This is a genomic window from Burkholderia sp. BCC0506, assembly GCF_902833145.1.
Taxonomy (GTDB): Bacteria; Pseudomonadota; Gammaproteobacteria; order Burkholderiales; family Burkholderiaceae; genus Burkholderia.
On record NZ_CADFEN010000013.1, the window covers coordinates 178,080 to 203,515 of the forward strand.

The 25,436-nt window shown below is 66.9% G+C and carries 29 protein-coding genes, 1 tRNA gene, 1 pseudogene and 1 riboswitch; of the genes and pseudogenes, 16 read left to right on the forward strand and 15 right to left on the reverse strand.

Annotated elements, in window-relative coordinates; all coding sequences use genetic code 11:
* Positions 1–9 precede the first annotated feature (9 nt).
* Genes HWX62_RS27115 through HWX62_RS27125 form a run of 3 tightly spaced genes read right to left on the reverse strand, consistent with a single transcriptional unit; the run spans position 10 to position 3,285 of the window.
* A complete protein-coding gene (locus tag HWX62_RS27115) occupies positions 10–1,368 on the reverse strand; it encodes an MFS transporter (RefSeq protein ID WP_175985272.1) in 1,359 nt (452 codons plus the stop codon).
* A complete protein-coding gene (locus HWX62_RS27120) occupies positions 1,365–1,595 on the reverse strand; it encodes a DUF2783 domain-containing protein (RefSeq protein ID WP_006484941.1) in 231 nt (76 codons plus the stop codon). The genes HWX62_RS27115 and HWX62_RS27120 overlap by 4 nt, the downstream gene beginning before the upstream one ends.
* 28 nt (positions 1,596–1,623) lie before the next feature.
* Positions 1,624–3,285 carry an FAD-dependent oxidoreductase gene (locus HWX62_RS27125; protein ID WP_175933190.1) on the reverse strand — a complete coding sequence of 554 codons (1,662 nt, stop codon included), beginning with the start codon at positions 3,283–3,285 and terminating at the stop codon, positions 1,624–1,626.
* Positions 3,286–3,636: 351 nt separating this feature from the next.
* Here HWX62_RS27125 and HWX62_RS27130 point away from each other — a divergent pair, with 351 nt between their 5' ends.
* Entirely contained in the window at positions 3,637–4,440 is an 804-nt protein-coding gene (locus HWX62_RS27130; RefSeq protein WP_175933189.1) for an EAL domain-containing protein, read from the forward strand.
* A gap of 107 nt (positions 4,441–4,547) precedes the next feature.
* On the opposite strand, the gene HWX62_RS27135 is transcribed toward HWX62_RS27130, so the two are convergent.
* Both HWX62_RS27135 and HWX62_RS27140 read right to left on the reverse strand, forming a co-directional pair.
* The gene (locus tag HWX62_RS27135; protein ID WP_175933188.1) at positions 4,548–4,958 is read right to left on the reverse strand and encodes a GFA family protein; all 411 of its coding nucleotides are present in this window, start codon (positions 4,956–4,958) and stop codon (positions 4,548–4,550) included.
* A gap of 152 nt (positions 4,959–5,110) precedes the next feature.
* Positions 5,111–5,902, reverse strand: a complete 792-nt coding sequence (locus HWX62_RS27140) for an IclR family transcriptional regulator (protein ID WP_175933187.1) — start codon at positions 5,900–5,902, stop codon at positions 5,111–5,113.
* Between the two features lie 114 nt (positions 5,903–6,016).
* On the opposite strand from HWX62_RS27140, the gene HWX62_RS27145 reads away from it, so the two are divergent.
* Positions 6,017–7,204: an acyl-CoA dehydrogenase gene (locus HWX62_RS27145; protein WP_175933186.1), complete on the forward strand. Its 1,188-nt coding sequence runs from the start codon at positions 6,017–6,019 to the stop codon at positions 7,202–7,204.
* Positions 7,205–7,335: 131 nt separating this feature from the next.
* Here HWX62_RS27145 and HWX62_RS27150 read toward each other — a convergent pair whose 3' ends face one another.
* The gene (locus HWX62_RS27150) at positions 7,336–7,974 is read right to left on the reverse strand and encodes a peroxiredoxin (protein ID WP_027783653.1); all 639 of its coding nucleotides are present in this window, start codon (positions 7,972–7,974) and stop codon (positions 7,336–7,338) included.
* A gap of 317 nt (positions 7,975–8,291) precedes the next feature.
* Between HWX62_RS27150 and HWX62_RS27155 the strand changes: the two are divergent.
* The 3 genes and pseudogenes from HWX62_RS27155 (at position 8,292) to HWX62_RS27165 (ending at position 9,581) form a co-directional block, all read left to right on the forward strand.
* Positions 8,292–8,586: pseudogene (locus HWX62_RS27155) on the forward strand (DUF883 family protein).
* Between the two features lie 118 nt (positions 8,587–8,704).
* Positions 8,705–9,094 carry a phage holin family protein gene (locus tag HWX62_RS27160; RefSeq protein WP_175933185.1) on the forward strand — a complete coding sequence of 130 codons (390 nt, stop codon included), beginning with the start codon at positions 8,705–8,707 and terminating at the stop codon, positions 9,092–9,094.
* A 43-nt stretch (positions 9,095–9,137) separates the two neighbouring features.
* A complete protein-coding gene (locus HWX62_RS27165) occupies positions 9,138–9,581 on the forward strand; it encodes a DUF3318 domain-containing protein (protein WP_175933184.1) in 444 nt (147 codons plus the stop codon).
* Between the two features lie 54 nt (positions 9,582–9,635).
* On the opposite strand, the gene HWX62_RS27170 is transcribed toward HWX62_RS27165, so the two are convergent.
* The 7 genes from HWX62_RS27170 to glyA form a co-directional block, all read right to left on the reverse strand.
* Complete coding sequence (locus HWX62_RS27170) at positions 9,636–10,082, reverse strand: type IV pilin protein (RefSeq protein ID WP_175933183.1); 447 nt, start codon at positions 10,080–10,082, stop codon at positions 9,636–9,638.
* Positions 10,079–10,606: a hypothetical protein gene (locus HWX62_RS27175; RefSeq protein WP_175933196.1), complete on the reverse strand. Its 528-nt coding sequence runs from the start codon at positions 10,604–10,606 to the stop codon at positions 10,079–10,081. The genes HWX62_RS27170 and HWX62_RS27175 overlap by 4 nt, the downstream gene beginning before the upstream one ends.
* A 152-nt stretch (positions 10,607–10,758) precedes the next feature.
* Positions 10,759–11,592, reverse strand: a complete 834-nt coding sequence (locus HWX62_RS27180; protein ID WP_175933182.1) for a PilW family protein — start codon at positions 11,590–11,592, stop codon at positions 10,759–10,761.
* A complete protein-coding gene (locus HWX62_RS27185; protein WP_175933195.1) occupies positions 11,582–11,956 on the reverse strand; it encodes a hypothetical protein in 375 nt (124 codons plus the stop codon). The genes HWX62_RS27180 and HWX62_RS27185 overlap by 11 nt, the downstream gene beginning before the upstream one ends.
* Positions 11,957–11,961: 5 nt before the next feature.
* The gene (locus HWX62_RS27190) at positions 11,962–12,525 is read right to left on the reverse strand and encodes a GspH/FimT family pseudopilin (RefSeq protein ID WP_175933181.1); all 564 of its coding nucleotides are present in this window, start codon (positions 12,523–12,525) and stop codon (positions 11,962–11,964) included.
* Positions 12,526–12,678: 153 nt separating this feature from the next.
* The gene (gene nrdR, locus HWX62_RS27195) at positions 12,679–13,158 is read right to left on the reverse strand and encodes a transcriptional regulator NrdR (protein WP_175933180.1); all 480 of its coding nucleotides are present in this window, start codon (positions 13,156–13,158) and stop codon (positions 12,679–12,681) included.
* A 6-nt stretch (positions 13,159–13,164) separates the two neighbouring features.
* Complete coding sequence (glyA, locus tag HWX62_RS27200; RefSeq protein ID WP_175933179.1) at positions 13,165–14,412, reverse strand: serine hydroxymethyltransferase; 1,248 nt, start codon at positions 14,410–14,412, stop codon at positions 13,165–13,167.
* Positions 14,413–14,549: 137 nt separating this feature from the next.
* Positions 14,550–14,650: riboswitch (ZMP/ZTP riboswitch) on the reverse strand.
* 180 nt (positions 14,651–14,830) lie between these two features.
* Between glyA and HWX62_RS27205 the strand changes: the two genes are divergently transcribed.
* The 9 genes from HWX62_RS27205 to HWX62_RS27245 all read left to right on the forward strand — a co-directional run bounded on the left by HWX62_RS27205 (position 14,831) and on the right by HWX62_RS27245 (position 21,394).
* Complete coding sequence (locus HWX62_RS27205) at positions 14,831–15,577, forward strand: SDR family oxidoreductase (protein WP_175933178.1); 747 nt, start codon at positions 14,831–14,833, stop codon at positions 15,575–15,577.
* 108 nt (positions 15,578–15,685) lie between these two features.
* The gene (gene ybgC / locus HWX62_RS27210) at positions 15,686–16,171 is read left to right on the forward strand and encodes a tol-pal system-associated acyl-CoA thioesterase (RefSeq protein ID WP_175933194.1); all 486 of its coding nucleotides are present in this window, start codon (positions 15,686–15,688) and stop codon (positions 16,169–16,171) included.
* Positions 16,172–16,315: 144 nt separating this feature from the next.
* Positions 16,316–16,993, forward strand: a complete 678-nt coding sequence (gene tolQ, locus HWX62_RS27215) for a protein TolQ (RefSeq protein WP_027783647.1) — start codon at positions 16,316–16,318, stop codon at positions 16,991–16,993.
* Between the two features lie 10 nt (positions 16,994–17,003).
* Positions 17,004–17,453: a protein TolR gene (gene tolR, locus HWX62_RS27220; protein ID WP_006484943.1), complete on the forward strand. Its 450-nt coding sequence runs from the start codon at positions 17,004–17,006 to the stop codon at positions 17,451–17,453.
* Entirely contained in the window at positions 17,450–18,505 is a 1,056-nt protein-coding gene (gene tolA, locus HWX62_RS27225) for a cell envelope integrity protein TolA (protein WP_175933177.1), read from the forward strand. Before tolR ends, tolA begins: the two co-directional genes overlap by 4 nt.
* 109 nt (positions 18,506–18,614) lie before the next feature.
* On the forward strand, positions 18,615–19,910 hold the full coding sequence (gene tolB / locus HWX62_RS27230) for a Tol-Pal system beta propeller repeat protein TolB (RefSeq protein ID WP_175933176.1): 1,296 nt from the start codon (positions 18,615–18,617) through the stop codon (positions 19,908–19,910).
* Between the two features lie 17 nt (positions 19,911–19,927).
* On the forward strand, positions 19,928–20,440 hold the full coding sequence (pal, locus tag HWX62_RS27235) for a peptidoglycan-associated lipoprotein Pal (protein WP_006484980.1): 513 nt from the start codon (positions 19,928–19,930) through the stop codon (positions 20,438–20,440).
* A gap of 19 nt (positions 20,441–20,459) precedes the next feature.
* A complete protein-coding gene (gene ybgF, locus HWX62_RS27240; RefSeq protein WP_011544679.1) occupies positions 20,460–21,209 on the forward strand; it encodes a tol-pal system protein YbgF in 750 nt (249 codons plus the stop codon).
* A 108-nt stretch (positions 21,210–21,317) separates the two neighbouring features.
* A tRNA-Lys gene (locus HWX62_RS27245) sits at positions 21,318–21,394 on the forward strand.
* A 349-nt stretch (positions 21,395–21,743) separates the two neighbouring features.
* Here HWX62_RS27245 and yiaA read toward each other — a convergent pair.
* Together yiaA and HWX62_RS27255 are read right to left on the reverse strand one after the other, a co-directional pair.
* On the reverse strand, positions 21,744–22,190 hold the full coding sequence (yiaA, locus tag HWX62_RS27250; protein WP_175933174.1) for an inner membrane protein YiaA: 447 nt from the start codon (positions 22,188–22,190) through the stop codon (positions 21,744–21,746).
* Between the two features lie 103 nt (positions 22,191–22,293).
* A complete protein-coding gene (locus tag HWX62_RS27255; RefSeq protein ID WP_175933173.1) occupies positions 22,294–23,241 on the reverse strand; it encodes an AraC family transcriptional regulator in 948 nt (315 codons plus the stop codon).
* Positions 23,242–23,370: 129 nt separating this feature from the next.
* On the opposite strand from HWX62_RS27255, the gene HWX62_RS27260 reads away from it, so the two are divergent.
* Together HWX62_RS27260 and HWX62_RS27265 are read left to right on the forward strand one after the other, a co-directional pair.
* Positions 23,371–23,700, forward strand: coding sequence for a carboxymuconolactone decarboxylase family protein (locus HWX62_RS27260; protein WP_006484989.1), 330 nt, complete (start codon positions 23,371–23,373; stop codon positions 23,698–23,700).
* A 202-nt stretch (positions 23,701–23,902) separates the two neighbouring features.
* A complete protein-coding gene (locus HWX62_RS27265) occupies positions 23,903–24,736 on the forward strand; it encodes a class II glutamine amidotransferase (RefSeq protein ID WP_175933193.1) in 834 nt (277 codons plus the stop codon).
* Positions 24,737–25,436: the final 700 nt, after the last annotated feature.

Consider the following 25,436-nt stretch of genomic DNA (forward strand, 5'->3'; position numbering starts at 1 on the left):
CTTTCTCCATCAATTCAGGGCGGCGTTCGGCGCCTGCGCGCCGCCGCGCCGCGCGACACCGGCGAGGCCCAGCACGAACAGCGCCGAGCACAGCACGGGCACCGCGGCCGCGTGGAACAGCGCGCCGTTGGTCCAGTTCAGCGCGATCAGTTGTCCGCCGACGAGCGGCCCGAGCACCGAGCCGATCCGGCCGATGCCGAGACTCCAGCCGATGCCGGTCGAGCGCAGCGACGTCGGGTAATACTGGCCCGCGAGCGCGTTCACGGCCGGCTGCCCGCCGACCACGCAGAAGCCGCCCGCGAACACGACGACCAGCAGCCACGGCAGCGCATGCGCGACCGAGCCGATCAGGCCCACCGACACGGCCGCGCACGCGAAGCACGCGAACAGCACGCGCACGAAGCCGTAGCGTTCGATGAACCAGCCGAGCGACAGCGTGCCGATCACGCCGCCCGTCTGCAGCACCGTGCCGACGATCACGGCCGTACCCGGCGAATAACCGGCGTCGCGCATCACGGTCGGCAGCCAGTTCGACAGGAAGTACAGGTCGATCAGGTTCATGAAGCTGATCGACCACAACAGCAGCGTGACCGGCAGGCGGCCGTCACGGAACAGTTCGGCGACCGGCGCGCCGCTCGCCGCACGCTCGCGCACGACGAGCCGCGTGTTCGCATCGATGCCGGCGTGCGGCGCGAAGCGCGCGAGCCAGTCGCGCGCCTGCGCGACGCGCCCTTTCAGCACCAGGAACTGCAGCGATTCCGGCAGCCGCGCGAGCATCGCGATCGCGAGCGCGAGCGGCACCGCGCCGCCGACGAAGAACACCGAACGCCAGCCGAGCGCCGGGATCAGCGCCGCGCTGACGAAGCCGCCGAGCGCCGCGCCGAGCGTGAAGCCGCACGACACGATCATCATCCGCTTCACGCGATGCGCGGCCGGGCTGAACTCGCCGACGAGCGCCATCGCGTTCGGCATGATGCAGCCGAGGCCGAGCCCCGTGACGAAGCGCAGCGCCATCAGCACGGGGATCGAGCCCGCGAACGGCGTCGCGAGCATCGTCACCGCGAAGAACAGCGTCGAGCCGATCAGCACCGGGCGCCGCCCGATCCGGTCGGCCAGCACCGACAGCCCGAGCGCACCGAGCAGCATCCCGAACAGGCTCGCGCTGAACACGGGCCCGAGCGCCTGTTTCGGCACGCCCCATTCGGCGATCACGCTCGGCGCGACGTAGCCCATCGCCTGCGCATCGAAACCGTCAATCACGAGGCACAGCCCGCAGAGCGCGAGCAGCATCCCGTGAAAACCCGGGCGACGGGTCTCGTCGATCACGCGCTCGACTTCGAGCACGCGCGGTTCGGCCGCCGCGCTCATTGCGCCACCTCGGCGGCCGGGTGCACGGGCGGCGTCACGCCCTGGCGCGCGAGCGCCATCGCTTCGCGCAGCACGTCGGCGTCGCCGACCTGGTTCGCGAGCAGCAGGATCAGCTTCGCGTTGACGAGCTGGCTGTCCGCGTCGGACAGGTCGCGATGCATGTCGATCAGCGCTTCGTAGAACGCGTCGGGGTCGGCGAGGCGCGGGCGGGTATCGAGTGAGGGCATGACGGTGTCTCCGGTGTCTTTATCGTAGTCAGCGTGCGCAGCTCGCGCGCGCCAGTGCGTCGGCAATCGCCTGACGGTCGAGCGTGCGCGTACGGGCGCAGACGTGCTGGTCGGGACGCAGCAGGTAGAACGTGCCGGGCTGCGCGTCGTAGCGCCGCGCGGCGAGCCCGTCGACGTCCTCCACGACGTCGACGCCGGCCACCGGCCGCGCGTGCCCGGCCGGCACGACGAGCACCGGCCGCACCGGCAGCACGAGGCCGTCGACGGCCCGCGCGAGCGCGGCCGCATCGCCCGGCAATCCGAACAGCACGCCGGTGAAGCCGCCGCGCAGATGCTGCAGCAGCCAGCCCGACGCACCCTGCGCACGCACCGGCGCATCGGCCGCCGCCGCACCCGGCCGCATCGCGCACGCGAATGCGTCGCCGTTACGGTCCGGCGTATTGAGCGGCGAATCGGCCAGCACCGCCGGCACCGACAGGCGCCCGCTGTTCACCAGCTTGCGTGCGAACTCGCAGTCGCGCGCGAGCTTCAGCGTCGCATCGCGGAACACGCGCGACACCGCGCTCTTCGGCGTGATGAAGTCGGTCGAGCGCGTCGAGTTGCGGATGTTCTCGTCCGCCGCGAACTCGCGCTCGCTCGCGTAGGTGTCGAGCAGACGGTCGTGCGCGCGGCCGTCGAGCACCAGCTTCAGCTTCCACGCGAGGTTGTCCGCGTCCTGCACGCCGCTGTTCGCGCCGCGCGCGCCGAACGGCGACACGCCGTGCGCCGAATCGCCCGCGAACAGCACCCGGCCGTGCCGGAACGTCTCCATCCGCTGGCAGCGGAACGTGTAGACGCTCACCCACTCGAGCTCGAACTCCACGTCCGGCCCGAGCAGCGCGCGCACGCGCGGGATCACGCGCTCCGGCTGCTTCTCGGCAACCGGATCGGCATCCCAGCCGAGCTGGAAGTCGATGCGCCACACGTTGTCCGGCTGGCGGTGCAGCAGCACCGACTGGTTGCGGTGAAACGGCGGATCGAACCAGAACCAGCGCTCGGTCGGAAACTCCGCCTTCATCTTCACGTCGGCGATCAGGAAGCGATCCTTGAACGTGCGGCCGCGGCTTTCCAGGCCCATCATCGTGCGCATCGGGCTGCGCGAACCGTCGGCCGCGATCACGTACTGCGCGCGCAGCGTCGCGACGCCGTCCGGCGTCTCGATCGTCAGCACCGCGTGTTCGGCCGACTGCTCGACGCCCGTGACCTTGTGCTTCCAGCGGATGTCGATATTCGGCAACTCGAACGCGCGATCGGCCAGATAGCCTTCGACGTAGTACTGCTGCAGGTTGATGAACGCGGGGCGCGCATGCCCTTCCTCGGGCAGCAGATCGAATGCGTAAAGCTGCTCGTCCTGCAGGAACACCTTGCCGACGTGCCAGCTCACGCCCTTGTCGACGAAGCGCTCGCCGCAGCCGAGCCGGTCGAAGATCTCGAGCGTGCGCTTCGCGAAGCAGATCGCGCGCGAGCCGGTCGACAGCGTGTCGTCGTCGTCGAGCAGCACGACCGGCACGCCCTGCTGCGCGAGGTCGATCGCGGCCGCGAGGCCCACCGGGCCCGCGCCGACGACGATCACCGGATGGACGGCCGCGTCGTGCGCACGCGCCCGGTACTCGAACTTCAGCGTCTGGTAATCGATGCTCATGGTCGCCATCCGCGCCTCAACCGCGCCGCGCGCGCACCGCCGCGCCCGTCGTCCCGTCCGTCTTCTGCCGGCGCGTGTGCGCGCCTGTCCTGTCTACCGCCACGTCTCGCTCCTTGCTCCTGTTGATTCGCGAACGACGCCGCGTCGCGGCGCCCGCCTGCCGCATTTCTTGATCGGCGACCCATCCTGGATTTACGAATAGTAAAACCAATTACGGATAGTGAAATCAACGTAAACCCTAGTCGTTCGCTCGGGGACGGGATAACCATATGAGTGAAACGCCGAGCCGAGCGCGGCGCGCGCTGCTAATATCAAGTCACGAGGCGGCCCTTTCGGCCGCCATTTTTCCTTCTCACGCCGATGATTCCGCCTACCATCCCCGAGCTGGTCGCCCGTGCCGGGCAACTGCCGTATCTGCGGGAACACCTCGCGCTTGCCGAAGGCGGCACCGCGTGCGCGACTCTGCCCGAGCGCACGCTCGCCAGCGCGTACGAGCCGATCTACGACGTGACGATGCCGGGCTCGCCGCAATCGACGTCGTTCGCCGACGCGATCGAGCGCTACGGCGACGAGCTCGGCTTCCAGGCCGTCACGCTCGTCACCGACGGGCAACACGATCCGGTCGACGCAGCCGTCGACGACCAGACGCTGGTCGCGATCGACCGCCTGTCGCGCGCGCTGCACGCGATCAATTTCTTCGGCGCGCAGCGCCACGGGCTGCTGTTCCTGCGTGTGCACGAGCGGCTGCTCAAGAGCGTGAAATACGACCACGGCAAGCATTTCTCGTCGGTGCTGCAGCGCTTCGGGCTGCCGACCGAGCGGATCGTGATCGAGCTGCCGGCGGTCGCGGTCGCCCACAAGACGTTCCTCGGCTACCTGACGCGCAGCTACCAGCATCACGGCTTCAAGGTCGCGGACAAGCTGCCCGACCCGGGCCGCATCCTCGCGGTCGAATCGGACATGGCGCGCCCCGACTACATCAAGATGGATGCGGGCATCGCGCTGCGCGACGGGATGGTCAAGGCGCTCGTCGCCTACGCGCAGCGCGTGCGCATTCCGCTGATCTTCGACGGCGTCGTCGACGAGACGCAGTGCGAGCTGCTGCGCCAGCACGACGTGCGGTTCATGCAGGGGCCGGTGTTCGCGAAGGTCGTGACGGCCTGAGCGATGGGCGGAGAAGGCGCGCCTGCGGCCGGGTGGTATCGAGATGTTCCGGGGATGGAAAACGCAGCCGCGTCGCGCGGCCTGCGGCCCCTGCCGAGAGTTACCGCCTACGCCCTTCCGTCATCGTCGTGCTTGGGCAGATCGTCGCCGATCTCGACGCCCGGCAAACGATCGCCATACCAGACGTGCCACGCCGGACGCAGCCGCGACGGCTCGTCGAGCGTCGCGTAGTTGATCTCGACCGTTTGTGGCGCGTCGGCGCGCCGGTATTCGAGCTGCGCGCCGCAACGGCCGCAGAAACGCCGCTCGCCCCACGCGCTCGACGCATAGACGGTCGGTTCGCCCTGCAGGTATTCGAATGCGTCGATCGGCACCGATGCCGATGCGACGACCGCCGCGCCGGTCGTGCGCTGGCAGAGCCGGCAGTGGCAGAAGCCGGCATCGGTCGGAACGTCGGCGATACGGTAGCGGATCGCGCCGCACGCGCATCCGCCTTCCATCGGTTCCGGGTGCGTCATGGCGGACCTCGTCGTCGGGAAGCAGGCGATCGATGATGAGCGCGGTTCGCCCGTCGCGCAAGACGCGAGCGCGCCGCCTCTGCCGCCACGCGCGTCGGGACTGCAACGGCTGCCGCGCGACCGCAACGCCCGCGCGTGCTCCCTTCCCCTGCTCAGACCGTCTGCCCGAGCCGCTGCGCGAGCGCCTTCAGCCGCGGCCCGACCTGCGTGCGAAACACGGCCTCGTCCATCGACGACGCCGGGCCGCTGCAGCTCAGGATCAGCCAGCGCCCCTCGCGCGGCTCGCGAAACGGCACGGCCGCCGCGTTCACGTCCGTGTGCCACGCGCGAAACGAATAGCAGCAACCGCCCGTCGAGAACTCGGCCACCGCCTGCCGCGCGGCCTCGACGAGCGCGTCCGCGTCGGCCGCGCCGCCGGCCGCGCGATGCAGCTCGGCATAGAGCGCGCGGCGCACGTCGTCCGGCTGCACGGCCAGGTACGCACGCCCCATCGAGCTCGTCAGCATCGACAGCCGCGAACCGGGCGCGAGCCCGAGCGTCAGCGCGGTCTCGCTGCGGATCGTCTCCAGATAGATCATGTCGAGCCCGTCGCGGCAGCCGAGCGACACGGCCGCGCCGATCTCGCGCGCGAGCGCCTGCATGTGCGGCCGCGCGAGATCGATCGTCCCCGCGCCCGACAGCAGCGCGTAGCCGAGCGACAGCACGCCGGCGTCCAGCGCATACTTGCCGAGCGTCTCGTCGTAGCGCAGGTAGCCGAGCACCGTCAGCGTATAGGCGAGCCGGTTCACCGTCGCCTTCGGCAGGCCCGTGCGCTCCGCGAAATCGCGGTTGCCCAGCATCGTCTCGCCGGGCCGGAACGCGCGCAGCAGGTCGAGCCCGCGCGCGAGCGCGACGACGAACTTGCGCTCGTCGATCGGGGTGTCGTCGATGGTTGAAAGTGTCATCCGGTGCTACACTGGGTTCGATTTGCAAAACATTGTTCCGCACAGCGGAACTTGAGTCAAGCAAACTTTTGGCACGGGGCCGGCTGGAAGACCGGACCAACAGGAGATGAGACGATGAGTGCTGCAACCTTTCATTGGGACGATCCGCTGCTGCTCGACCAGCAACTGACCGAAGAGGAGCGGATGGTGCGCGATGCCGCGCAGGCCTACGCACAGGACAAGCTCGCGCCGCGCGTCACCGAAGCGTTCCGCCATGAACGCACCGACGCGGCCATCTTTCGCGAGATGGGCGAGGTCGGCCTGCTCGGCCCGACGATTCCCGAGGAATATGGCGGCCCCGGCCTCAACTACGTCAGCTACGGGCTGATCGCGCGCGAAGTCGAGCGCGTCGATTCCGGCTACCGGTCGATGATGTCCGTGCAGTCGTCGCTCGTGATGGTGCCGATCTTCGAATTCGGCTCGGACGCGCAGAAGCAGAAATACCTGCCGAAGCTCGCGACCGGCGAATGGATCGGCTGCTTCGGCCTGACCGAGCCGAACCACGGCTCCGACCCGGGCAGCATGGTCACGCGCGCGAAGAAGGTGCCGGGCGGCTACGCGCTGTCCGGCGCGAAAATGTGGATCACCAACTCGCCGATCGCCGACGTGTTCGTCGTGTGGGCGAAGCTCGAGGAAAACGGCAAGGACGCGATCCGCGGCTTCATCCTGGAGAAAGGCTGGAAGGGCCTGTCGGCGCCCGCGATTCACGGCAAGGTCGGGCTGCGCGCGTCGATCACCGGCGAGATCGTCCTCGACGAAGTGTTCGTGCCGGAAGAGAACCTGATGCCGAACGTGAGCGGCCTGCGCGGCCCGTTCACCTGCCTGAACTCGGCGCGCTACGGGATCGCTTGGGGCGCGCTGGGCGCCGCCGAATCCTGCTGGCATACCGCGCGCCAGTACGTGCTCGATCGCCAGCAGTTCGGCCGGCCGCTCGCCGCGAACCAGTTGATCCAGAAGAAGCTCGCCGACATGCAGACCGAAATCACGCTCGGCCTGCAAGGCGTGCTGCGTCTCGGCCGAATGAAGGACGACGGCACGGCCGCGGTCGAGATCACGTCGATCATGAAGCGCAACTCGTGCGGCAAGGCGCTCGACATCGCGCGGCTCGCGCGCGACATGCTCGGCGGCAACGGCATCTCCGACGAATTCGGCGTCGCGCGCCACCTCGTGAACCTCGAAGTGGTCAACACGTACGAAGGCACGCACGACATCCACGCGCTGATTCTCGGCCGCGCGCAGACGGGCATCCAGGCATTCTTCTGATGGTCCGGCCATGACGCACGCGGCAGCGATGCCGCGCATGCGCCGCCAGGTAAAAGGCCCGCCCGGCATCGCTGCCGGACGGGCCTTCTTTCACCGCCGGGGCCGGGGCTGCGGCTCGCGGCCGACGTCGCTTACTTGTTCGGCTGCGGCGTCAGGCGCAGATACGGACGCACCGCTTTGAAGCCCTTCGGGAAGCGCTTCTTCAACTCTTCCGGATCCTGCAGCGACGGCACGATCACGACGTCGTCGCCGTCCTTCCAGTTGCCGGGCGTCGCGACCTTGTAATTGTCGGTCAATTGCAGCGAATCGATCACGCGCAGCACTTCGTCGAAGTTGCGCCCCGTGCTGGCCGGATAGGTGATCGTGAGCCGCACCTTCTTGTTCGGGTCGATCACGAACAGCGAACGCACCGTCAGCGTTTCGTTCGCGTTCGGGTGAATCATGTCGTACAGCTGCGACACCTTGCGGTCCGCGTCGGCGATGATCGGGAAGCCCACGACCGTCGACTGCGTTTCGTTGATGTCGTTGATCCAGCCCTTGTGCGATTCGACGCCGTCGACCGACAGCGCGATCACCTTCACGTTGCGCTTCTCGAATTCGCCCTTCAGTTTCGAGGTCAGCCCGAGTTCGGTCGTGCACACCGGCGTGTAGTCGGCCGGATGGGAGAACAGGACACCCCAGCTGTTGCCGAGCCACTCGTGAAACTTGATGGTGCCCAGGCTCGATTCCTGCTCGAAATCCGGTGCGATGTCGCCAAGACGCAGACTCATGATGTTCCCTCCTCGAACGATGCTGGTTGAAACCGCGCGCCGGACAGCGCGAGGCAGTCCATCAGCTTACGGGAAGCAATGGGCCGTGCGAACGATTATTCCGTTTGATATTCATACTTTTTTGTCATTTTTACCCGGCGTCGTGGCAGGACGGAGGGCCGCGGGGAAACTTTTCAACCCGTTTGCCGCTCTGTTCATGATTACAAGTCGTTTACCATGCAGTCTTGCGCTGCCGCCGTGTGCCTTCCCGGCTCGCCAGCAGGCAGGGGTTTCGCTACGATGTGAACCTGCAGCATGACAGCACGAAGGGAGTTGCAATGTCGGAAATCAACAAGGAGAAACTGATGTCGGATATCAAAACCGTTCTCTCGGACGCCGAAGACCTGCTCAAGCAAGCGGCGAGCAGCACGGGCGGCCGAGCTGCGCGAGAAAGCCATGTCGCGCCTGAAGCAGGCCAAGGAAAAGGCAGCCGACGTCCAGGTCGTGGTGGTCGAGAAAGGCAAGAAGGCCGCGCGCGCGACCGACGACTACGTGCACGAGCATCCGTGGACGTCGATCGGCGTGGCTGCAGGCGTCGGCGTGCTGATCGGCCTGCTGATCAACCGCAAGTAACGCGCTTCGCGCCGTTTCGTCCCGCGGGCCGCGTCGCGACCCGCGGGCGTCGAAGCCAGCCGGCCCGCGCCGGCCGGCTTTGTCCTAGCTGCTCACTGCACGCGCAAGCCTCTTACCCATGACGACAGACACCCACTCGCAGCCGTCCGGTCCCGGACCGCTGCGCCGCCTCGTCGGCTCCGCCATCGGCCTTTTGCAGACGCGCCTCGAACTGGTGGGCATCGAGCTTGCCGAGGAAAAGGAGCGCCTGCTGGGCGTGCTGTTCCTCGGACTCGCCGCGATGATGCTCGCGACGATGGCGCTCATCAGCCTGACCGTGCTGATCGCGATCGCGTTCTGGGATACCTACCGCTGGCAGTCGCTCGCCGTGATCACCGCGCTGTACGCCGTCAGCGGTATCGTATGCGCGCTGAAGGCGCGCTCGGGCCTGCGCGACGCGCCGACCGTGTTCGAGGCGACGCTCGCCGAACTCGAGAAAGACCGCGACCTGTTCCGCGGCAAGCCGTGAACGCCCTCGCGCTCATCCCTCCCACCTACTTCGCCGACGCGCCATGAGCCAGAACATCACGGGCAATCCATCCCGCTCCCATTCGTCGCGATCGAACTGGAGCGCATCGCAGCACCGCGCGCTCCGCAAGGAATTGCTGATCCTGCGATCCGAGGTCGAGCGGCTCGAACTCGCGGAAGCCGCCGCCGAAATGCGTCAGGCCGTCACGCGCTTCAGCTGGCTCAAGGTGTTCATCCCCGGCCTGTCCTCCCACAAGTTCGGCCAGTCGGCCAAGCACCTGAACGCAAGCCTCGGCCAGCTCGTCAACCAGTATCCGATGCTGAGCTCGCTCGCGTCGCTCGTGCTGGCGAAACCCGTTCGCGCGCTGCTGCGCGCGAGTGCGGGCCCCGCGTTGAAGTGGGGCACGCTCGGCTTCGCCGCATGGGAGGTCTACCGGATCTGGAAGCAATCCCGCGACGAACGCGGGCTCGACGCACGCGACGACTGACCGGCGGCATCCCCCGCGCACGGCCATGCGCCGCTGCGCGCCAGCCTCGCGAACTCATCGCCCGCCCCAACAAAGCGCGCCCGGTTCGTCGGCGCCATCGCTTCCTGCATTGCCTTTCGTCCCGTCCGAGCGCAACGTGAACGTGCCGCATGCATCGTCGCGCATCGGCCCGGTGTCGAGCGGCGTCGCTGCCAGTTCATAGCTCACCGGCGAATCGTCGCCGTCCGGCCGCCCGAGCGTCACTCGATAGACGGCATGCCCGTCCGGCGGCGCCTGCGCGAGCGCGCCCGGCAACGCCGCGGGCAGCGCGCCGTCGAGCGTTTCAAGATAGTGGGCCGCACGGTACAGCGCGGACACCGCCGACGCGCGGTGAACCCGCACGACATGCTCGCGGTACGACGGGATACCCCACCCGGCGAGCACCGCGACGATCGCGAGCACGATCATCAGCTCGATCAGCGTGAATCCGGGCGAGCGGCACAGGGACAGGCGGCCGTTCATCGCAGCACCGTCGCGACCCGACGCCAGCGCAACTCGACGATATGGCCGTCGCGTATCGCGACCTGATGTTGCAGCCATACGGCACTCGACGCGTGCGCGCCGACGCCCCGCGCGGTGACCAGGTAAGCGCGGCTGGCAGCCTGGTCTGCCGGACGCCGCCATGCTTCGACCAAGCATCGCGGCGGCTGCGCAGCCATCGGCCATTCGGCAAACGGCGCGAACGCTTCGGCAGCCGCCAGCGGCGGCATGCGTCGCCATGCTTCGGGCTCCGCGTGAGATTCGCTTTCGTTCAGATACGGCGCCGAACCACGCAGCAATCGCACGGTGCACGCGGCAAGCGCGGCATCGGCCGCGTGGAACGCGATCAGCCGATCCGACAATGCGCGTGTGCGGCGCGACTCCGTCAACGCGGCGTCGAACCATGTGCCGGTCAGTGCCGCGACCGCTGCGCCGACCGCAATCACCGCCGGCAACGCAAGGCCCGCTTCGCGCCGCCTGACGCGACGGGCCGGCAGAAAACACATGTGCGGCTCGCGCGGGCTCGCCGCCGGAACGCCGACGCATGCGGCCCGCTGCGGATCGCCGCCGCTCGCGACGGTGCGCGCATGCGCGTGGCCGGCCTCGATGCATTGCGAGCATTGCGAGAGGTCGCCCGACGCGTACCGCATTGCCCCGCTCATCGCGCCACCTCGCTTGCCCGAGTTGCATCATGCAACGCAACGTCGGGGGCAACGGCGACGTTCCGCAACGCGACGATCCGGTCGAGCGTCAAACGTGCGCGGCCGTCCGGTGCGCCGGTGACGCGACCGTCGCAGTCGAGTTGCGGCGTCGGCTCACGCATCGGCTCGCCGCGCGCCCGCACGCAGACATGCACGGCCACGACATCGCGCCAGTCGTCGGCACGCATTGCATCGGCGCCGACGAACTGCGTGGCGCCGCGACGCAAATAACGCATGCGCAACTGATCGATTCCCGCCACGACGGGCTGCGGCGTGCCCGGACGGCCGCTTCCTTCGCAATACAGTTCGGGCTCGCCCGTCGACGGGCTGACATGCGCGTCGAAGCGATTCTCCACCGGCACGGGTTCGCCCGGCGCGCCGACACCCTGCCCGAGGCAATCCGACGCCTGGCCGCTCACCGTCGTCCACGTCGATACGGCATCGCCGACATACCGGACCAGCAACGCGTCCGACGCCAGGCGCACAGGCTCGCAGCGCACCTGCGCGCCGCTCCCGCGCACACGCGCCGTCGAACAGCCGAACACCGGCGGCAACGACGATGTCTCCTCGGCGTCGAGCGGCCGGAAGCCCGCCATCTGGATCTGCTGACCGATCAGCATCAGCGCGGTCGCGGCCGCGTCGCGCAGCCTGAATCCGTCTTCCGCGCGACGCTGTGCAACGCGCTGCGCGTGGTACAGCGCACCGGCCGCCGCGAGCACGAGGAGCCCGACGGTCATCGCGATCAGTACTTCGAGCAGCGTATGGCCACGCGCACGGCGATCAGTGCCCATCGGCGTTCCCCTCCAGAAACGGCATCCGGACACACGATGGCGAGTGCGTCGACGCGCCCCCGCTGCCGCCACGCCAGCCGACCACCACGTAGCGGATGCCGCCCGGCCCGCCATCGAGCGTCATCGCGCCACCCGGCAACGATGTGGCCGCCAGCGCCGCGAGACCGTCATCGGCCGCCGCCGCGGCATGCAGACGCTCGATACGTGCATCGGCCAGCCACAGCCCGCGTTCGCGCCAGATCGTCGCGCGCTGCGCACGCGCCATCGCGAGCTGGCTGCCGGCTACGGCCAGCATCACGGTGGCGAGCAGCGCGATGGCCAGCGTCGCCTCGATCAACGATGTACCGCGCATGGCATTGCGCATGGCGATCACGCCGCGTCGCAGCGGCCGGCGACCATCCGCGCGCGGCCGCCCGCAGCAATCCGCACGCAACGCGACGCACGCGTATCGTCGTCCGCGGACACACTGCGCCGCGGACGCAATTCGAAACGCCGGATTCCACCGATCGATTGACCGACCGGCGGCGCAAACGCGAGCTCGTGCGCCGCGCCCGTGACGGCCACTTCGGCATCGCGCGGATAGCGTCGCAGCACACGCGACTGCCCGTCGACCTGCCCGCTGACGATCCAGTCGCACGACCATTCGGCCGGATCGCACCGCTCGCCGGCACGCAAACAGGCGCCGTCGCGCCCGGCGCGGCACAGCGTGACGCGCGCGCCGAGACGCGTGGCCTCGGTACGCGCAAACGACAGCGCACCGAGCAGCGCGCGCGAGCGGGCATCCACGCGTTCGCGCATGCGCCACTGCTCGAACGTGGGCATCGCATACAGCGCGAGCCCCGCCGCCAGCGACATGGCGACCATCAGCTCGACGAGCGTGAATCCGCCCGGTCGTTGCACCACATTCTTCAAGGGTTGAGCGCGCCGTTCCATCGCAATCGTCCTCCGCCACGGTGATGCAACGACTGTAGCGGCGCGTGCGGACGGGCGCCATTGGCCGAACGGCCGACTGGCGACATGCGATCGCAACCGACACAATCGGCGCGAATCGAACCAAAGGAGCAGACGATGAACGGACGCAGCGCGTCAGCGCTTACGTGGGGTCTTGGCGGGAGAGGCGCGACGGAACTCTTCGATCACGTCGGCAAATTCGGAAACGTCCTCGAACCGGCGATACACCGATGCGAAGCGGACATAGGCGATCGTATCGAGGCCGCGCAACTCGTTCATCACAAGCTCGCCCAGCTTCTCGCTACGCACTTCACGCTCGCCGGTCGCGAGCAATTGATACTCGATGCGGGCGACCGCCGCGTCGATCGCGTCGGCGGCAACCGGCCGCTTGCGCAGCGCGAGTTGCATGCTGGCGACGATCTTGCGACGGTCGAATTCGGTGCGGCTGCCGTCCTTCTTCACGACGGCCGGCAGGTTCAGCTCGACCCGCTCGTACGTCGTGAAGCGCTTGTCGCAAGCCGAGCAGCGACGGCGCCGGCGAATCGCGGCGCCATCTTCGGACACGCGCGAGTCGACGACCTGCGTGTCTTCATGCCGGCAGAACGGGCAGCGCATCGGCGATCAGCGATAGACCGGGAAACGCTTGGTCAATTCGGCGACCTGCGCGCGCACGCGCTCGATCGTCGCCGCATCTTCCGGGTTCTCCAGCACGTCGGCGATCAGGTTGCCCACCTGCTCGGCTTCCGCCGGGCCGAAGCCGCGCGTCGTCATCGCCGGCGAGCCGAGACGGATGCCGCTCGTCACGAACGGCTTTTCCGGATCGTTCGGGATCGCGTTCTTGTTCACCGTGATGTGCGCCGCGCCGAGCGCCGCTTCCGCTGCCTTGCCCGTGATGTTCTTGGCGCGCAGGTCGACCAGCATCACGTGGCTTTCCGTACGGCCCGACACGATCCGCAGCCCGCGCTTGACCAGCGTTTCGGCCAGCACGCGTGCGTTCTCGACCACCTTCTCCTGATACGCCTTGAACTCCGGCGACAGCGCTTCCTTGAACGCCACGGCCTTCGCCGCGATCACGTGCATCAGCGGGCCGCCCTGGATGCCCGGGAAGATCGCCGAGTTGATCGGCTTCTCGTACTCGGCCTTCATCAGGATCACGCCGCCGCGCGGGCCGCGCAGGCTCTTGTGCGTCGTCGTCGTCACGAAATCCGCGTGCGGCACCGGGTTCGGGTACACGCCCGCCGCGATCAGGCCCGCGTAGTGCGCCATGTCGACCATCAGGTATGCGCCCACCGACTTCGCGATCTTCGCGAGGCGTTCGAAATCGATCTTCAGCGCGAACGCCGATGCGCCCGCGACGATCAGCTTCGGCTTGTGTTCCTGCGCGAGCTTCTCGGCTGCGTCGTAGTCGATGTCTTCGTTCTCGTTCAGGCCGTAGCTCACCACGTTGAACCACTTGCCCGACATGTTCACCGGCGAGCCGTGCGTCAGGTGGCCGCCGTGCGCGAGGCTCATGCCCATGATCGTGTCGCCCGGCTTGAGCATCGCGAAGAACACGCCCTGGTTCGCCTGCGAACCCGAGTTCGGCTGCACGTTCGCGGCTTCCGCGCCGAACAGCTGCTTCACGCGGTCGATCGCCAGTTGCTCGACCACGTCGACGTACTCGCAGCCGCCGTAGTAGCGCTTGCCCGGATACCCTTCCGCGTACTTGTTCGTGAGCTGCGAGCCCTGCGCGGCCATCACGGCCGGGCTCGTGTAGTTTTCCGACGCGATCAGCTCGATGTGATCTTCCTGGCGGCGGTTTTCCTGCTCGATCGCTGCAAAGATTTCGGGATCGACGTTCGCGATGGTGCTTTGGGCTCTGTCAAACATACGGTTTCCGTTAAGTGTGTACAGGTTGACCGGAGTGGCCGAGTACGGTGCGCTGCTGGCGAGACCAGCTCGACGTGGCGGAAGAATCCGTATGACGCGAGGCAGGACAGCCACCGGCGATGCACGCGACGGCGCACAACGGCTGCCCAGGCGAACGGCAAAAACGGCGCCCCGCGCTTCACGGTGGGATGCTCCACCTTGAACCCGAAGGGTTCTATCGCCAGTCACGCAGGGGTGATGAGCGCGTTAGTTTATTGGATGCGCCATGAATAGGCAACCGCGCGGCAGGGATGCCGAGACAATAAGGGACAGGTTATATGCCCGCGCTCCGACGCGCTTCGGCGCCTTGCCGCGGTGCGGCAATCTCAGTAGGCTTGCGGGATACTATCCGCTACTTTGTTACCGACCAGGAGCAGCAATGATCGTGTTCGTCACAGGCGCGTCCGCCGGCTTCGGCGCCGCCATCGCCCGTGCCTTTGTCAAGGGCGGCCACCGCGTCGTCGCCACCGCGCGCCGCAAGGATCGTCTCGATGCGCTCGCGGCCGAGCTCGGCGACGCCCTGCTGCCGCTCGAGCTCGACGTGCGCGACCGCGCGGCCGTCGAGGCCGTGCCGGCCGCCCTTCCCGCCGAATTCGCGGCGCTCGACGTGCTCGTCAACAACGCCGGCCTCGCGCTCGGCGTCGAGCCGGCCCAGAAGGCGAGCCTCGACGAGTGGCAGACCATGATCGACACGAACTGCTCGGGCCTCGTGACCGTCACGCACACGCTGCTGCCGGGGATGATCGAGCGCGGCCGCGGCCATATCTTCAACCTGGGCTCGGTGGCCGGTACCTATCCGTATCCGGGCGGGAACGTCTACGGCGCGACCAAGGCTTTCGTCAGACAATTCAGCCTGAACCTGCGCGCCGACCTGATCGGCACGCCGGTGCGCGTCACGGACATCGAGCCGGGCCTGTGCGGCGGCACGGAATTCTCGAACGTCCGCTTCCGCGGCGACGATGCAAAGGCGGCGAACGTCTACCAGAACGTCCAGCCGCTCACGGCCGAGGACATCGCCGACACGATCTACTGGATCGCCACGCGCCCCGCGCACGTCAACATCAATACGATCGAAATGATGCCCGTCGCGCAAGCTCCGGCCGGCCTCGCGGTCCATCGCGGCTGACGCGTCGCGCACAGCCGCGGGCCGGTCTTCGGCCGGCTCGCGGTGTGCCGCGATGCACTACATTCCGTTACGAATCGGTTACGAATCGGGCCTTTGCCTTCCGGTAGAATGCGCGCCATGACTCAGCCTACCCGCTCCCCGGAAGCGCCCTCCGGCTTTACCTGGCCGGTACGCGTGTACTACGAGGACACCGATGCAGGCGGCATCGTCTTCTATGCCAACTACCTGAAGTTCTTCGAGCGCGCCCGCACCGAGTGGCTTCGCGCATGCGGCGTCGACCAGCGTCGGCTCGCCGACGACACCGGCGCGATCTTCATCGTGCGCAGCACGTCGCTCGACTACCGCGCACCGGCGCGACTCGACGACACGCTGACGATCACGAGCCGGCCCGGACGCATCGGCCGCGCATCGGTGGAATTCACACAGGAAGCCTGGTGTGGCGACACGCTGCTCGTGGCCGGGCATATCCGCCTCGGCTGCGTCGACCGTCACGGCATCCGGCCCGCGGCGATCCCGCCGGCCGTACTCGACGCGCTGCAACGCGGGCCCGTCATCGACGCCGGGCAGACTGGTTTGTCAACGAAGCTCGCATGAGTGCCGTTTAGACACAGCCTATGAACTTGCCGTTCTGATTCGATACTAAGCAAGGTTCGGCGTCAGGCATGGCGTGCGCGCCGCGCCGCACGCACACCGGACGCCCTTGCCGGGCACCCCCGAAGGGACGTTACTCAAACCTCTATGAATACTGCTCAAGACCTGTCGATCATTTCCCTCGTCCTCAACGCGAGCGTGCTGGCCCAGGCCGTGATGGGACTGCTGCTGCTGCTGTCGCTGATGTCGTGGACCTTCATCTTCCGCAAGTGGTTCGCGATCCGTCGCGCGCGCGCGCAGACCGAACGCTTCGAGAAGGATTTCTGGTCGGGCGGCGACCTGCAGGCGCTGTACCAGAGCGCAGCCAACAACCGCCACACGATCGGCGCGCTCGAGCGGATCTTCGAATCGGGGATGCGCGAATTCCTGAAGGCGAAGGAAAAGCGCCTCAGCGATCCGGGCCTCGTGCTCGACGGCGCGCGCCGCGCGATGCGCGCGTCGTTCCAGCGTGAAATGGACGTGCTCGAGGCCAACCTCGCGTTCCTCGCGTCGGTCGGCTCGGTCAGCCCGTACATCGGTCTGTTCGGCACGGTCTGGGGGATCATGAACTCGTTCCGCGGCCTCGCGAACGTGCAGCAGGCCACGCTCGCGAACGTCGCGCCGGGCATCGCCGAAGCACTCGTCGCCACCGCGATCGGCCTGTTCGCCGCGATTCCGGCGGTGGTCGCGTACAACCGCTACGCGCACGACATCGATCGCCTCGCGATCCGCTTCGAGACCTTCATCGAAGAGTTCTCGAACATCCTGCAGCGTCAGGCCCAGTAAGGAGCGCGTCATGGCAGGCAGTCCCATCCGATCCAGCATGCGCGGCGGCCGCTCGCGCCGCGCGATGGCCGACATCAACGTCGTGCCGTACATCGACGTGATGCTGGTGCTCCTCGTGATCTTCATGGTCACCGCACCGCTCGTCGCCCCGTCGATCATCAACCTGCCGACCGTCGGCAATGCCGCGCCGCAGGAGCAGACGCCGCCCGTCGTCGTCAACATCAAGGCCGACCGCACGATGAGCGTCAAGTACAAGGGCGACTCGGGCGCGACCCAGGAAGACACGATGACGAAGGCCGAGCTCGACAGCTTCATCTCGGCCCGCCAGGCCGATCACCCCGACCAGCCGGTCGTGATCGCAGCCGACAAGACCGTGCAGTACGATGCCGTCATGACCGTGATGTCCGATCTGAAGGCGCGCGGCGTCAAGCGCGTCGGCCTCCTCGTCAAATCGCAATGAACCGGCAGCAATCCACGCGCAGATCCGCCTACCCGCTCCAGCCTCCCCGCGAGCGCGGGACGTGGCGCGCGTTCGCGCTCGCCGCGCTGATGCACGTGCTGCTCGCGCTGTTCCTCTATCACGGCGTGCAGTGGCAAAACAGCACGCCGGCCGGCGCCGAGGCCGAGCTGTGGACCGAAGTGCCCGACGTCCCCGCGCCGCGGCCCGTCGTCACGCCCGCACCGCCCGCGAAGGTCGCGCCGCCTGCTCCGCCGGTGCGCGACGAGCAGGCCGACATCGCGCTGCAGCAGAAGAAGCGTCAGCAGGAAGCCGCCGCGCGCGAAGCGCTGCTCGAGCAGCAGCGCCGCGCGCAGCAACTGAAGGCCCAGCAGGAAGAGGAGGCCCGGCGCGCGCAGCTCGCCGCGCAACAGGCCGCCGCGCTCGCCGCCCAGAAAGCCGCGGAACGCGACAAGCAGAAGCAGGCCGAGAAACTCCGGCAACAGCAGCTCGCCGAGCAACAGAAGCTCGAACAGCAGAAACTCCAGCAGCAAAAGCAGGCGCAGCTCGAAGCGCAGCAGGCGGCGAAGGCCAAAGCCGATGCGGCCGCGAAGGCCAAGGCGGAAGCCCAGGCCAAGGCGAAGGCCGAAGCCGCGGCGCGCGCGAAGGCCACGGCGGCGGCGAACGCGAAGCTCGACCGCGAGCGCAGCGCGCGCCTCGCGCAGTTGCAGGGCCTGTCCGGCGCCGGCGAAGGCGGCGGCGAAGGCCTCGCGAAAAGCGGCACGGGCACGGGCTCCGGCGGCAATGCCGCCACGCCCGGCTATGCCGACAAAGTGCGCCGCCGCGTCAAGCCGAACATCGTTTGGGGCGGCGAGCGGGCAGGCCTGACCACCGTCGTCAAGATTCGGTGCACGCCGTCCGGTGACGTCTTGAGCGCATCGGTCTCCCGCTCGAGCGGGAATTCGGGGTGGGATCAAGCCGTGGTGAATGCGATCCACGCATCGGTCCCGTTGCCGCCCGATTCTAACGGTCGTACCCCGTCCGACATTACGATTACCTTCAAGGCCGCGGAGTGAAACGAAATACGCTTACACTCCGGGCGTCGCTGTCGGACGGGAACGAATCGGGTATTTTTACTGTCTCTGCCGTTGCGCAGCGATCCAAGCCATACGGGAAGCAAGAAGCATGAGTTTGATGACAAAGCTAGGTTTCAGGGCACTCGTGGCCTCGTGTCTGATCACGGCGGGCAGCGCCGCCAACGCCCAGGTCAACGTGCTGATCACCGGGGTCGGGTCGACCCAGTTCCCCATTGCCACCGCGAACTTCACGAACGAGGCGAACCTGCCGCAGCAGGTCACGTCGATCGTGCGCGCCGACCTCGCCCGCAGCGGCAAATTCACCAACATCGACGCCGGCAGCACGCCCGTGCCCGAGACCGCGTCGGTCGATCTCGGCGCATGGAAGGCCAAGGGCGCGAATGCGTTCGTCGCCGGCAGCGTGAATCGCGACGCGAACGGCCAGTACAAGGTCAACTTCATCCTGTACGACACCGTGAAGCAGCAAAGCCTCGGCGGCCTGTCGCTGACGGCCACCGATACCACGCTGCGCACGGCCGGCCACAAGATCGCCGACTACATCTACCAGAAGCTGCTGGGCGTGCGCGGCGTGTTCGCCACGCGCCTGTCGTACGTGATCAAGACCGGCAACCGTTACCAGTTGCAGATTTCCGATTCGGACGGCCAGAACGCGCGCATCGCACTGTCGAGCACCGAACCGATCATCTCGCCGGCGTGGTCGCCGAGCGGCACGAAGGTCGCGTACGTGTCGTTCGAGCGCAAGAAGCCGATCGTCTACATCCATGACCTGCCGACCGGCCGCCGCTACATGGTCTCCGACCAGAAGGGCAACAACAGCGCGCCGGCGTGGTCGCCGGACAGCAACACGCTCGCCGTCGCGCTGTCGCTGACGGGCAATACGCAAATCTATACGGTCAACGCGAACGGCGGCGGGCTGCGCCGTCTCACGCAGAGCAGCTCGATCGACACCGAGCCGTTCTACTCGCCGGACGGCCGCTGGATCTACTTCACGAGCGATCGGGGCGGTGCGCCGCAGATCTACCGGATGCCCGCCCAGGGCGAAAGCGCCGGTGCCGCGCAGCGCGTGACCTTCACCGGCAGCTACAACACCAGCCCGCGCGTGAGCCCGGACGGCAAGCTGCTCGCTTACATCTCCCGCACGGGTGGGGGCTTCAAGCTGTACGTTCAGGATCTGCAGACAGGCGCGGCGAACGCCATCACGAATACCAATCGCGACGAATCGCCGAGCTTCGCGGCAAACGGCCAGTACATTCTGTACGCCACCCAGTCGGGCGGTCGTAACGTTCTGGCTGCAGTGCCCTCCGACGGCAGCGCGCCGCCGCAGATCCTGTCCGTCCAGGGCGGCTCCGTTCGCGAGCCGTCGTGGGGGCCCTTCATGCAATGACCACAAGGAGAGTAACCATGATGTCGAATAAAGCTCGTCTGGCCCTGGCCGTGATGATGATCAGCGCGCTCGCAGCGTGCAAGTCGGGTGTGAAGCTCGACGACAAGGCAAACAACGCGGGCGCCGTCAGCACGCAGCCGAGCGCCGACAACGTCGCGCAGGTGAACGTCGATCCGCTGAACGACCCGAACAGCCCGCTCGCGAAGCGCAGCATCTACTTCGACTTCGACAGCTATTCGGTGAAGGACGAGTACCAGCCGCTGATGCAGCAGCACGCGCAGTACCTGAAGAGCCACCCGCAGCGCCACGTGCTGATCCAGGGCAACACCGACGAACGCGGCACGAGCGAGTACAACCTCGCGCTGGGCCAGAAGCGTGCGGAAGCCGTGCGCCGCGCGATGGCGCTGCTCGGCGTGAACGATTCGCAAATGGAAGCCGTGAGCCTCGGCAAGGAAAAGCCGCAGGCAACGGGTCACGACGAAGCATCGTGGGCGCAGAACCGTCGCGCCGACCTCGTCTACCAACAGTAAGTAACGGAAGAATCGCCGTATGACGCACCGTTTAACCTGGCTGCGCGTTGCCGCAGCATTCTGCGTCGCGGGCGCGGCATGGTCGGCCGCGCCGGCGCACGCCGGCATGTTCGACGACAATGAAGCGCGCCGTGCCGTGCTCGATCTGCGCAGCAAGAGCGACAACCTGTCGAGCCAGTTGTCGGCCGCCCAGCGTACGATCCTCGATCAATCCGGCCGTATCGACCAGCTGAACCAGCAGGTCGCGACGCTGCGCGGCGAGAACGAGGATCTGACGAACCGGCTGACGACGCTCGAGCGGCAGCAGAAGGAGTACTACCAGGATCTCGACACGCGGCTCAAGAAGTTCGAGCCGCAGCAGGCGACGATCGATGGTGTCGAAGGCACCGTGCAGCCGGGTGAAACGGATGCGCTCAGCGCGGCGCAGCAGCAGTTCCGCAACGGCAACTTCAAGGCGGCGGCGGCTTCGTTCCGCGCGTTCATCGCGAAGTATCCGCAGAGCCCCTATCAGCCGACCGCGCAGTACTGGTACGGCAACGCGCAATACGCGCTGCGCGACTACCGCGGCTCCACTGCGACGTGGCAAGGGATCGTCAGCAAGTTCCCGCAACACCCGCGCGCGGCCGACGCCCTCGTGGCGATCGGCACGAACCAGCTCGAACAAGGCCAGAAAGCGGCCGCGAAGAAGACGTTCGAGCAGGTCGTGTCGCAGTACGCCGGGTCGAACGCGGCGCAGACGGCGCAGGGCAAGCTCGAGACGATCAAATAATTATCGTGACGGGTTGTTGACAGTCTCTCAACCCGTCGCTATAATCTTTTGCTCTTTAGGTCGTCGCCCAAGTTGTTGAAGCAACGAACCCACCGGTTTCAAGAACGTGGGGTGGTAACTCAGTTGGTTAGAGTATCTGACTTTTAATCAGAGAGTCGAGGGTTCGAGTCCCTCCCACCCTACCAACTATCTTCGATAGTGCAAACAAGCCTCCCTCGCGGAGGCTTTTTTGCGTCTGTCGCTTTGCCGTATCGGACGTCCTTCCCCTGACACCAGCGCCCGCATCGATCGAAGCGGGCCCGGTGCGCGCAGCCGAACGATCCCTTCGTCGCCCAACTTCCACGAGCAGCTCGCCGTTGTGCGTGTCCGCGCTGCACTTTCAGTGAAGTTCTGTATCCCGAATATCTTCATCGTCATGTGCGGCGGCATGGACGAAACGAAAGGACGACGACCGTGCGGCACGCAGGCCGACGCGGGCATCACGGACATCCTCGCGCAACGGGCGCCCCTGACGTCCGCCCGCCCCGCACGCCATCACTCCTGAATGGAAGGCGCGGAATCGACGTCGATATAACGCGGCTTCGCGTTCTGCAAGTCACGCGTGTTCTTCTGCACGGCCACCGAGCCGAACAGCGCGAGCACGAACGACATCGCGTAAAAACCCTTCTCGCTCAACTGCAGCGTCGCGTTGAACAGGCCGACGATCAGCAGCGCGATCGACAGCAGCAGCGCGATCCAGCTGAGGCCGTAATAGATGCCGGTGACGGGAATGCCTTCCGCGCGGTCGCGCACGCTCTTTTGCAGCGAGATCGCCGCATAAAGGCCGAACACCAGCACGGTGAAGAAGTAGCCCTTCTCGTTGAGTTGCATGCCGGCGTTCCAGAGCCCGATCAGGAATGCCGCGAAACCGGCGAGCAGCGCGGCCCACGATGCGGCCACGAACGCGAACGACGGTTGCTGGATGGTGGTGGTCTGGTTCATTGCTTTGCCCTCTCTTTCTTGTTGTTCGACATCGTTTTGGTTGAACTGCGTTTTGCGCATGGTAGCAGCTTTGGCGCGCATCACGACGGGCGTGCTTGCATGCTCACGTTTCGCGCCGCGCGCGCCGCCAGCGCCCCGGCGTCGTGCCGAGCACCGCGCGAAACGCCTTGCCGAACGCAGCCTCGGACTGGTAGCCCACCGCCTGCCCGATTTCCGCCTGCCCGCGCTGTGTGTCCTGCAGCAGCGCGCACGCATGCATCATCCGGATCTGCGCGACGAACGCGCCGACGCTCATCCCCGCCTTCTCGCGGAAATGCCGCGCGTAGGTCGCGCGCGACATCGCCGCGGCCGCACCGAGCGATTCGACCGTCCACGGTTGCGCCGGCGCCCGCAGCACGGCCTGGACCGACGGGCCGAGCCGCGCATCGGCCGCAAGCGCAAGCCAGCCGGACGGCACGCGCGCGCCGCGGCCGTACGCGCGCAACGCATACGCGAGCAGCGCCTGACCGAGCGCATTCACGATCGCGCCGGCGCCCGGCTGCACGTTCGATGCCTCGGTACGCAGCACACTCGTCAACAGTTGCAGCGGCGCGGCCCCCGATGCGTCACGCAGCCCGACGTGCAGCACCTGCGGCAGCGTGCGCATCAGCAATTCGCCCGCGCCGCGCGCATAGACGAACCGCCCGCAGAGCAGATCCACGCTCGCGCTGCCCGGTCCGGCCGGATCGCGATTCGACTTGACCGGCAGTACCGCACCGTCGCCGGCGCCCGAATCGCGCAGCGGCGCGAGCGGCTTCGAGCGGCCGCCCCCTGCGTCGAGCAGGTCGTGCGCGCCGCCGGCGGGCAGCAACACGAAATCGCCGTCGGCGAGTTGCAGCGTGCGCCCGTCGGCGGCCCGCAGCCGGCAGGTGCCGGCCAGAACCAAATGGAACGCCGCCTCGCCGGGCGGCAGCGGATCGTGCGGCATCGCAAACGGGCCGTCGAGCAGGCAGCGCACGTCGAGCTCGACATGGCTGCGACCCAGCGACAGCAGTTGACTCAATGCGTCCATGAGACGATTGCGCTAAAAATTGACACTGTAACGTATCGAAACCCTCAGCGTGAGCGATCAGAATAGCCCTGCATCGCCCGAGATCGCGGCACCCGCCGCCCTCCTCACTCTTCTCGACAAGGACGCATCATGCTGAACTGGAACGAATACCGGAAGGAACTCTCGACCCGTATCGGCGACATCGCCAAGCTGTCGCCCGACACGCTGGCCGGCTACAAGGCGCTGTCCGGCGCGGGCGCCAAGACCGGCCATCTCGACGCGAAGACGCGCGAATTGATTGCGCTCGCGGTGGCCGTCACGACGCGCTGCGACGGCTGTATCGCCGTGCATACCGCCGAAGCGGCCAAGCATGGCGCGACCAAGGAGGAAGTGGCGGAAGCCCTCGGCGTCGCGATTGCGCTGAATGCGGGCGCGGCGCTCGTTTATTCGGCGCGTGTGATGGACGCGCTCGGCGACTGAGCCGGCGCGGTGCGGCACCTCTTCGTGCCGCACCGCACCGCACTGAACTGCTGCGCTGCGCGGCGCTTGGCCACGGAGTCGAGCGTCGCGCAGCGCGCGTATGCGGCCGCCACGTATGACGACGGTGGGCGACTCCCCCGGACGCGGCGACGCCGCAGAGTCGGCTACCATGCGCGAACGATACATCGTGAAGGAGCGCTCCATGTGCCGCTGGCTCGCCTATACGGGTAATCCGATCCACCTGGAAACCGTGCTGTTCCGCGCGAAGCATTCGCTGATCGACCAGAGCCTGCATTCGGAGCTGGGCGCGACGACCACCAACGGCGACGGCTTCGGCATCGGCTGGTACGGTCATCCCGACGAACTCCCGTTCCGCTATCGCTCCGTGCATCCCGCGTGGAACGACCGCAACCTGCGCGAAGCCGCGCGTGCGATCCGCTCGCGGATGTTCATCGCGCACATCCGCGCGGCGACCGACACGCCCGTGCAGGAAACCAACTGCCACCCGTTCCGCCACGGCCGCTGGCTGTTCGCGCACAACGGGCTGATCCGCGATTTTCACAAGCTGCGCCGCGACCTGACGATGAAGGTCGATCCCGCGCTGTTCCCGACACTCGAAGGCTCGACCGATTCCGAACTGATGTTCCGCCTCGCGCTCACGTACGGCCTCGAGCAGGCGCCGCTGCCCGCGCTCGAACGAATGGTCGGTGTAGTCGAGGAAACCGCCGCGCGGCATCGCGTCGCCAACCCGCTCAACATGACGATCTGCGCGACCGACGGCGAACGGATCGTCGCGGTGCGCTACTCGAGCGAACGGCAATCGCGCTCGCTGTTCCACAGCACGTCGTTCAAGCATCTGCACGAGTTGTATCCGCATAACCCGCGTATCGCCGAAGCCGGCGACGATGCGTTCATGGTCGTGTCGGAGCCGCTCGTGGACCTGCGCGGTGCGTGGGAGGAAGTGCCCGAGGGGATGGCGATCGTCGCGCAGGGTGCCGATGTGCAGCAGCGGCCGTTCGGGCCGCGGCACAAATGACATGCTGCACTCCTGAAGAAATCGCAGGCGTTCAGGTGACGAATACTTCAGCGCGATCAGACAATTGCGGCGGCGCTCCGGTTTTGAGGGGCCGGCGCCCGGTACTGTCGAAGCAATCGGAAGGGATACCGATCATCGCTCGACAAATATAATCGACCAACACGCGTCTGATAATTCCCTGTTCGATAATGAGCGACGGAATTGCATGACGAAAGCAGCCGCCGCGCGCACTCGCCTACGGCTTTCACTGAATCAAAAATTAATACTCTTGCGATTTTATGCTCGCCAGAAACCGGGGCGATAAACGATTCGCGTTCGACAAGATATGTGTCGAGAACTCCTGCAACACGTCGACGGGCAACCGCCGCCATTCTTCTAACGATTCCGGTGCAAGTTGTTCGCCCGCGGTTTCCCTCATGACGCCTGGGCTGATGGGGACATACCGAAACCTTGGCGGGGCGATGAAACGGGGCCAAGATTCTACGCGTCCATTACCGTGGCGGCGACACGTGTTCATTTCGAATTATTACGACGAATCGGCAATCATTACCGGGCAGGTCGTGCTTGCACAACGTCGTGCCGCGCGAAGGCGAACGCTTATTCCCGATTAAAATATTCAAGTTACAAATTTCGATAAGGCACGTTACAATTCGCCGACGGATGAATCCGCATCACAATAAAGTAGCGACGCAGTTACCGG

Coding starts and splice junctions, on each gene's coding strand:
- yiaA (WP_175933174.1), bottom strand. CDS start 22,190: ATGAACCAGACCACCACCATCCAGCAACCGTCGTTCGCGTTCGTGGCC.
- tolR (WP_006484943.1), top strand. CDS start 17,004: ATGGCAGGCAGTCCCATCCGATCCAGCATGCGCGGCGGCCGCTCGCGC.
- HWX62_RS27205 (WP_175933178.1), top strand. CDS start 14,831: ATGATCGTGTTCGTCACAGGCGCGTCCGCCGGCTTCGGCGCCGCCATC.
- HWX62_RS27115 (WP_175985272.1), bottom strand. CDS start 1,368: ATGAGCGCGGCGGCCGAACCGCGCGTGCTCGAAGTCGAGCGCGTGATC.
- ybgF (WP_011544679.1), top strand. CDS start 20,460: ATGACGCACCGTTTAACCTGGCTGCGCGTTGCCGCAGCATTCTGCGTC.
- HWX62_RS27130 (WP_175933189.1), top strand. CDS start 3,637: ATGATTCCGCCTACCATCCCCGAGCTGGTCGCCCGTGCCGGGCAACTG.
- tolB (WP_175933176.1), top strand. CDS start 18,615: ATGAGTTTGATGACAAAGCTAGGTTTCAGGGCACTCGTGGCCTCGTGT.
- ybgC (WP_175933194.1), top strand. CDS start 15,686: ATGCGCGCCATGACTCAGCCTACCCGCTCCCCGGAAGCGCCCTCCGGC.
- HWX62_RS27255 (WP_175933173.1), bottom strand. CDS start 23,241: ATGGACGCATTGAGTCAACTGCTGTCGCTGGGTCGCAGCCATGTCGAG.
- tolA (WP_175933177.1), top strand. CDS start 17,450: ATGAACCGGCAGCAATCCACGCGCAGATCCGCCTACCCGCTCCAGCCT.
- HWX62_RS27180 (WP_175933182.1), bottom strand. CDS start 11,592: ATGGGCACTGATCGCCGTGCGCGTGGCCATACGCTGCTCGAAGTACTG.
- HWX62_RS27150 (WP_027783653.1), bottom strand. CDS start 7,974: ATGAGTCTGCGTCTTGGCGACATCGCACCGGATTTCGAGCAGGAATCG.
- HWX62_RS27170 (WP_175933183.1), bottom strand. CDS start 10,082: ATGAACGGCCGCCTGTCCCTGTGCCGCTCGCCCGGATTCACGCTGATC.
- glyA (WP_175933179.1), bottom strand. CDS start 14,412: ATGTTTGACAGAGCCCAAAGCACCATCGCGAACGTCGATCCCGAAATC.
- HWX62_RS27165 (WP_175933184.1), top strand. CDS start 9,138: ATGAGCCAGAACATCACGGGCAATCCATCCCGCTCCCATTCGTCGCGA.
- HWX62_RS27125 (WP_175933190.1), bottom strand. CDS start 3,285: ATGGCGACCATGAGCATCGATTACCAGACGCTGAAGTTCGAGTACCGG.
- HWX62_RS27145 (WP_175933186.1), top strand. CDS start 6,017: ATGAGTGCTGCAACCTTTCATTGGGACGATCCGCTGCTGCTCGACCAG.
- HWX62_RS27120 (WP_006484941.1), bottom strand. CDS start 1,595: ATGCCCTCACTCGATACCCGCCCGCGCCTCGCCGACCCCGACGCGTTC.
- pal (WP_006484980.1), top strand. CDS start 19,928: ATGATGTCGAATAAAGCTCGTCTGGCCCTGGCCGTGATGATGATCAGC.
- HWX62_RS27190 (WP_175933181.1), bottom strand. CDS start 12,525: ATGGAACGGCGCGCTCAACCCTTGAAGAATGTGGTGCAACGACCGGGC.
- HWX62_RS27185 (WP_175933195.1), bottom strand. CDS start 11,956: ATGCGCAATGCCATGCGCGGTACATCGTTGATCGAGGCGACGCTGGCC.
- HWX62_RS27175 (WP_175933196.1), bottom strand. CDS start 10,606: ATGTGTTTTCTGCCGGCCCGTCGCGTCAGGCGGCGCGAAGCGGGCCTT.
- tolQ (WP_027783647.1), top strand. CDS start 16,316: ATGAATACTGCTCAAGACCTGTCGATCATTTCCCTCGTCCTCAACGCG.
- HWX62_RS27160 (WP_175933185.1), top strand. CDS start 8,705: ATGACGACAGACACCCACTCGCAGCCGTCCGGTCCCGGACCGCTGCGC.
- HWX62_RS27260 (WP_006484989.1), top strand. CDS start 23,371: ATGCTGAACTGGAACGAATACCGGAAGGAACTCTCGACCCGTATCGGC.
- nrdR (WP_175933180.1), bottom strand. CDS start 13,158: ATGCGCTGCCCGTTCTGCCGGCATGAAGACACGCAGGTCGTCGACTCG.
- HWX62_RS27140 (WP_175933187.1), bottom strand. CDS start 5,902: ATGACACTTTCAACCATCGACGACACCCCGATCGACGAGCGCAAGTTC.
- HWX62_RS27265 (WP_175933193.1), top strand. CDS start 23,903: ATGTGCCGCTGGCTCGCCTATACGGGTAATCCGATCCACCTGGAAACC.
- HWX62_RS27135 (WP_175933188.1), bottom strand. CDS start 4,958: ATGACGCACCCGGAACCGATGGAAGGCGGATGCGCGTGCGGCGCGATC.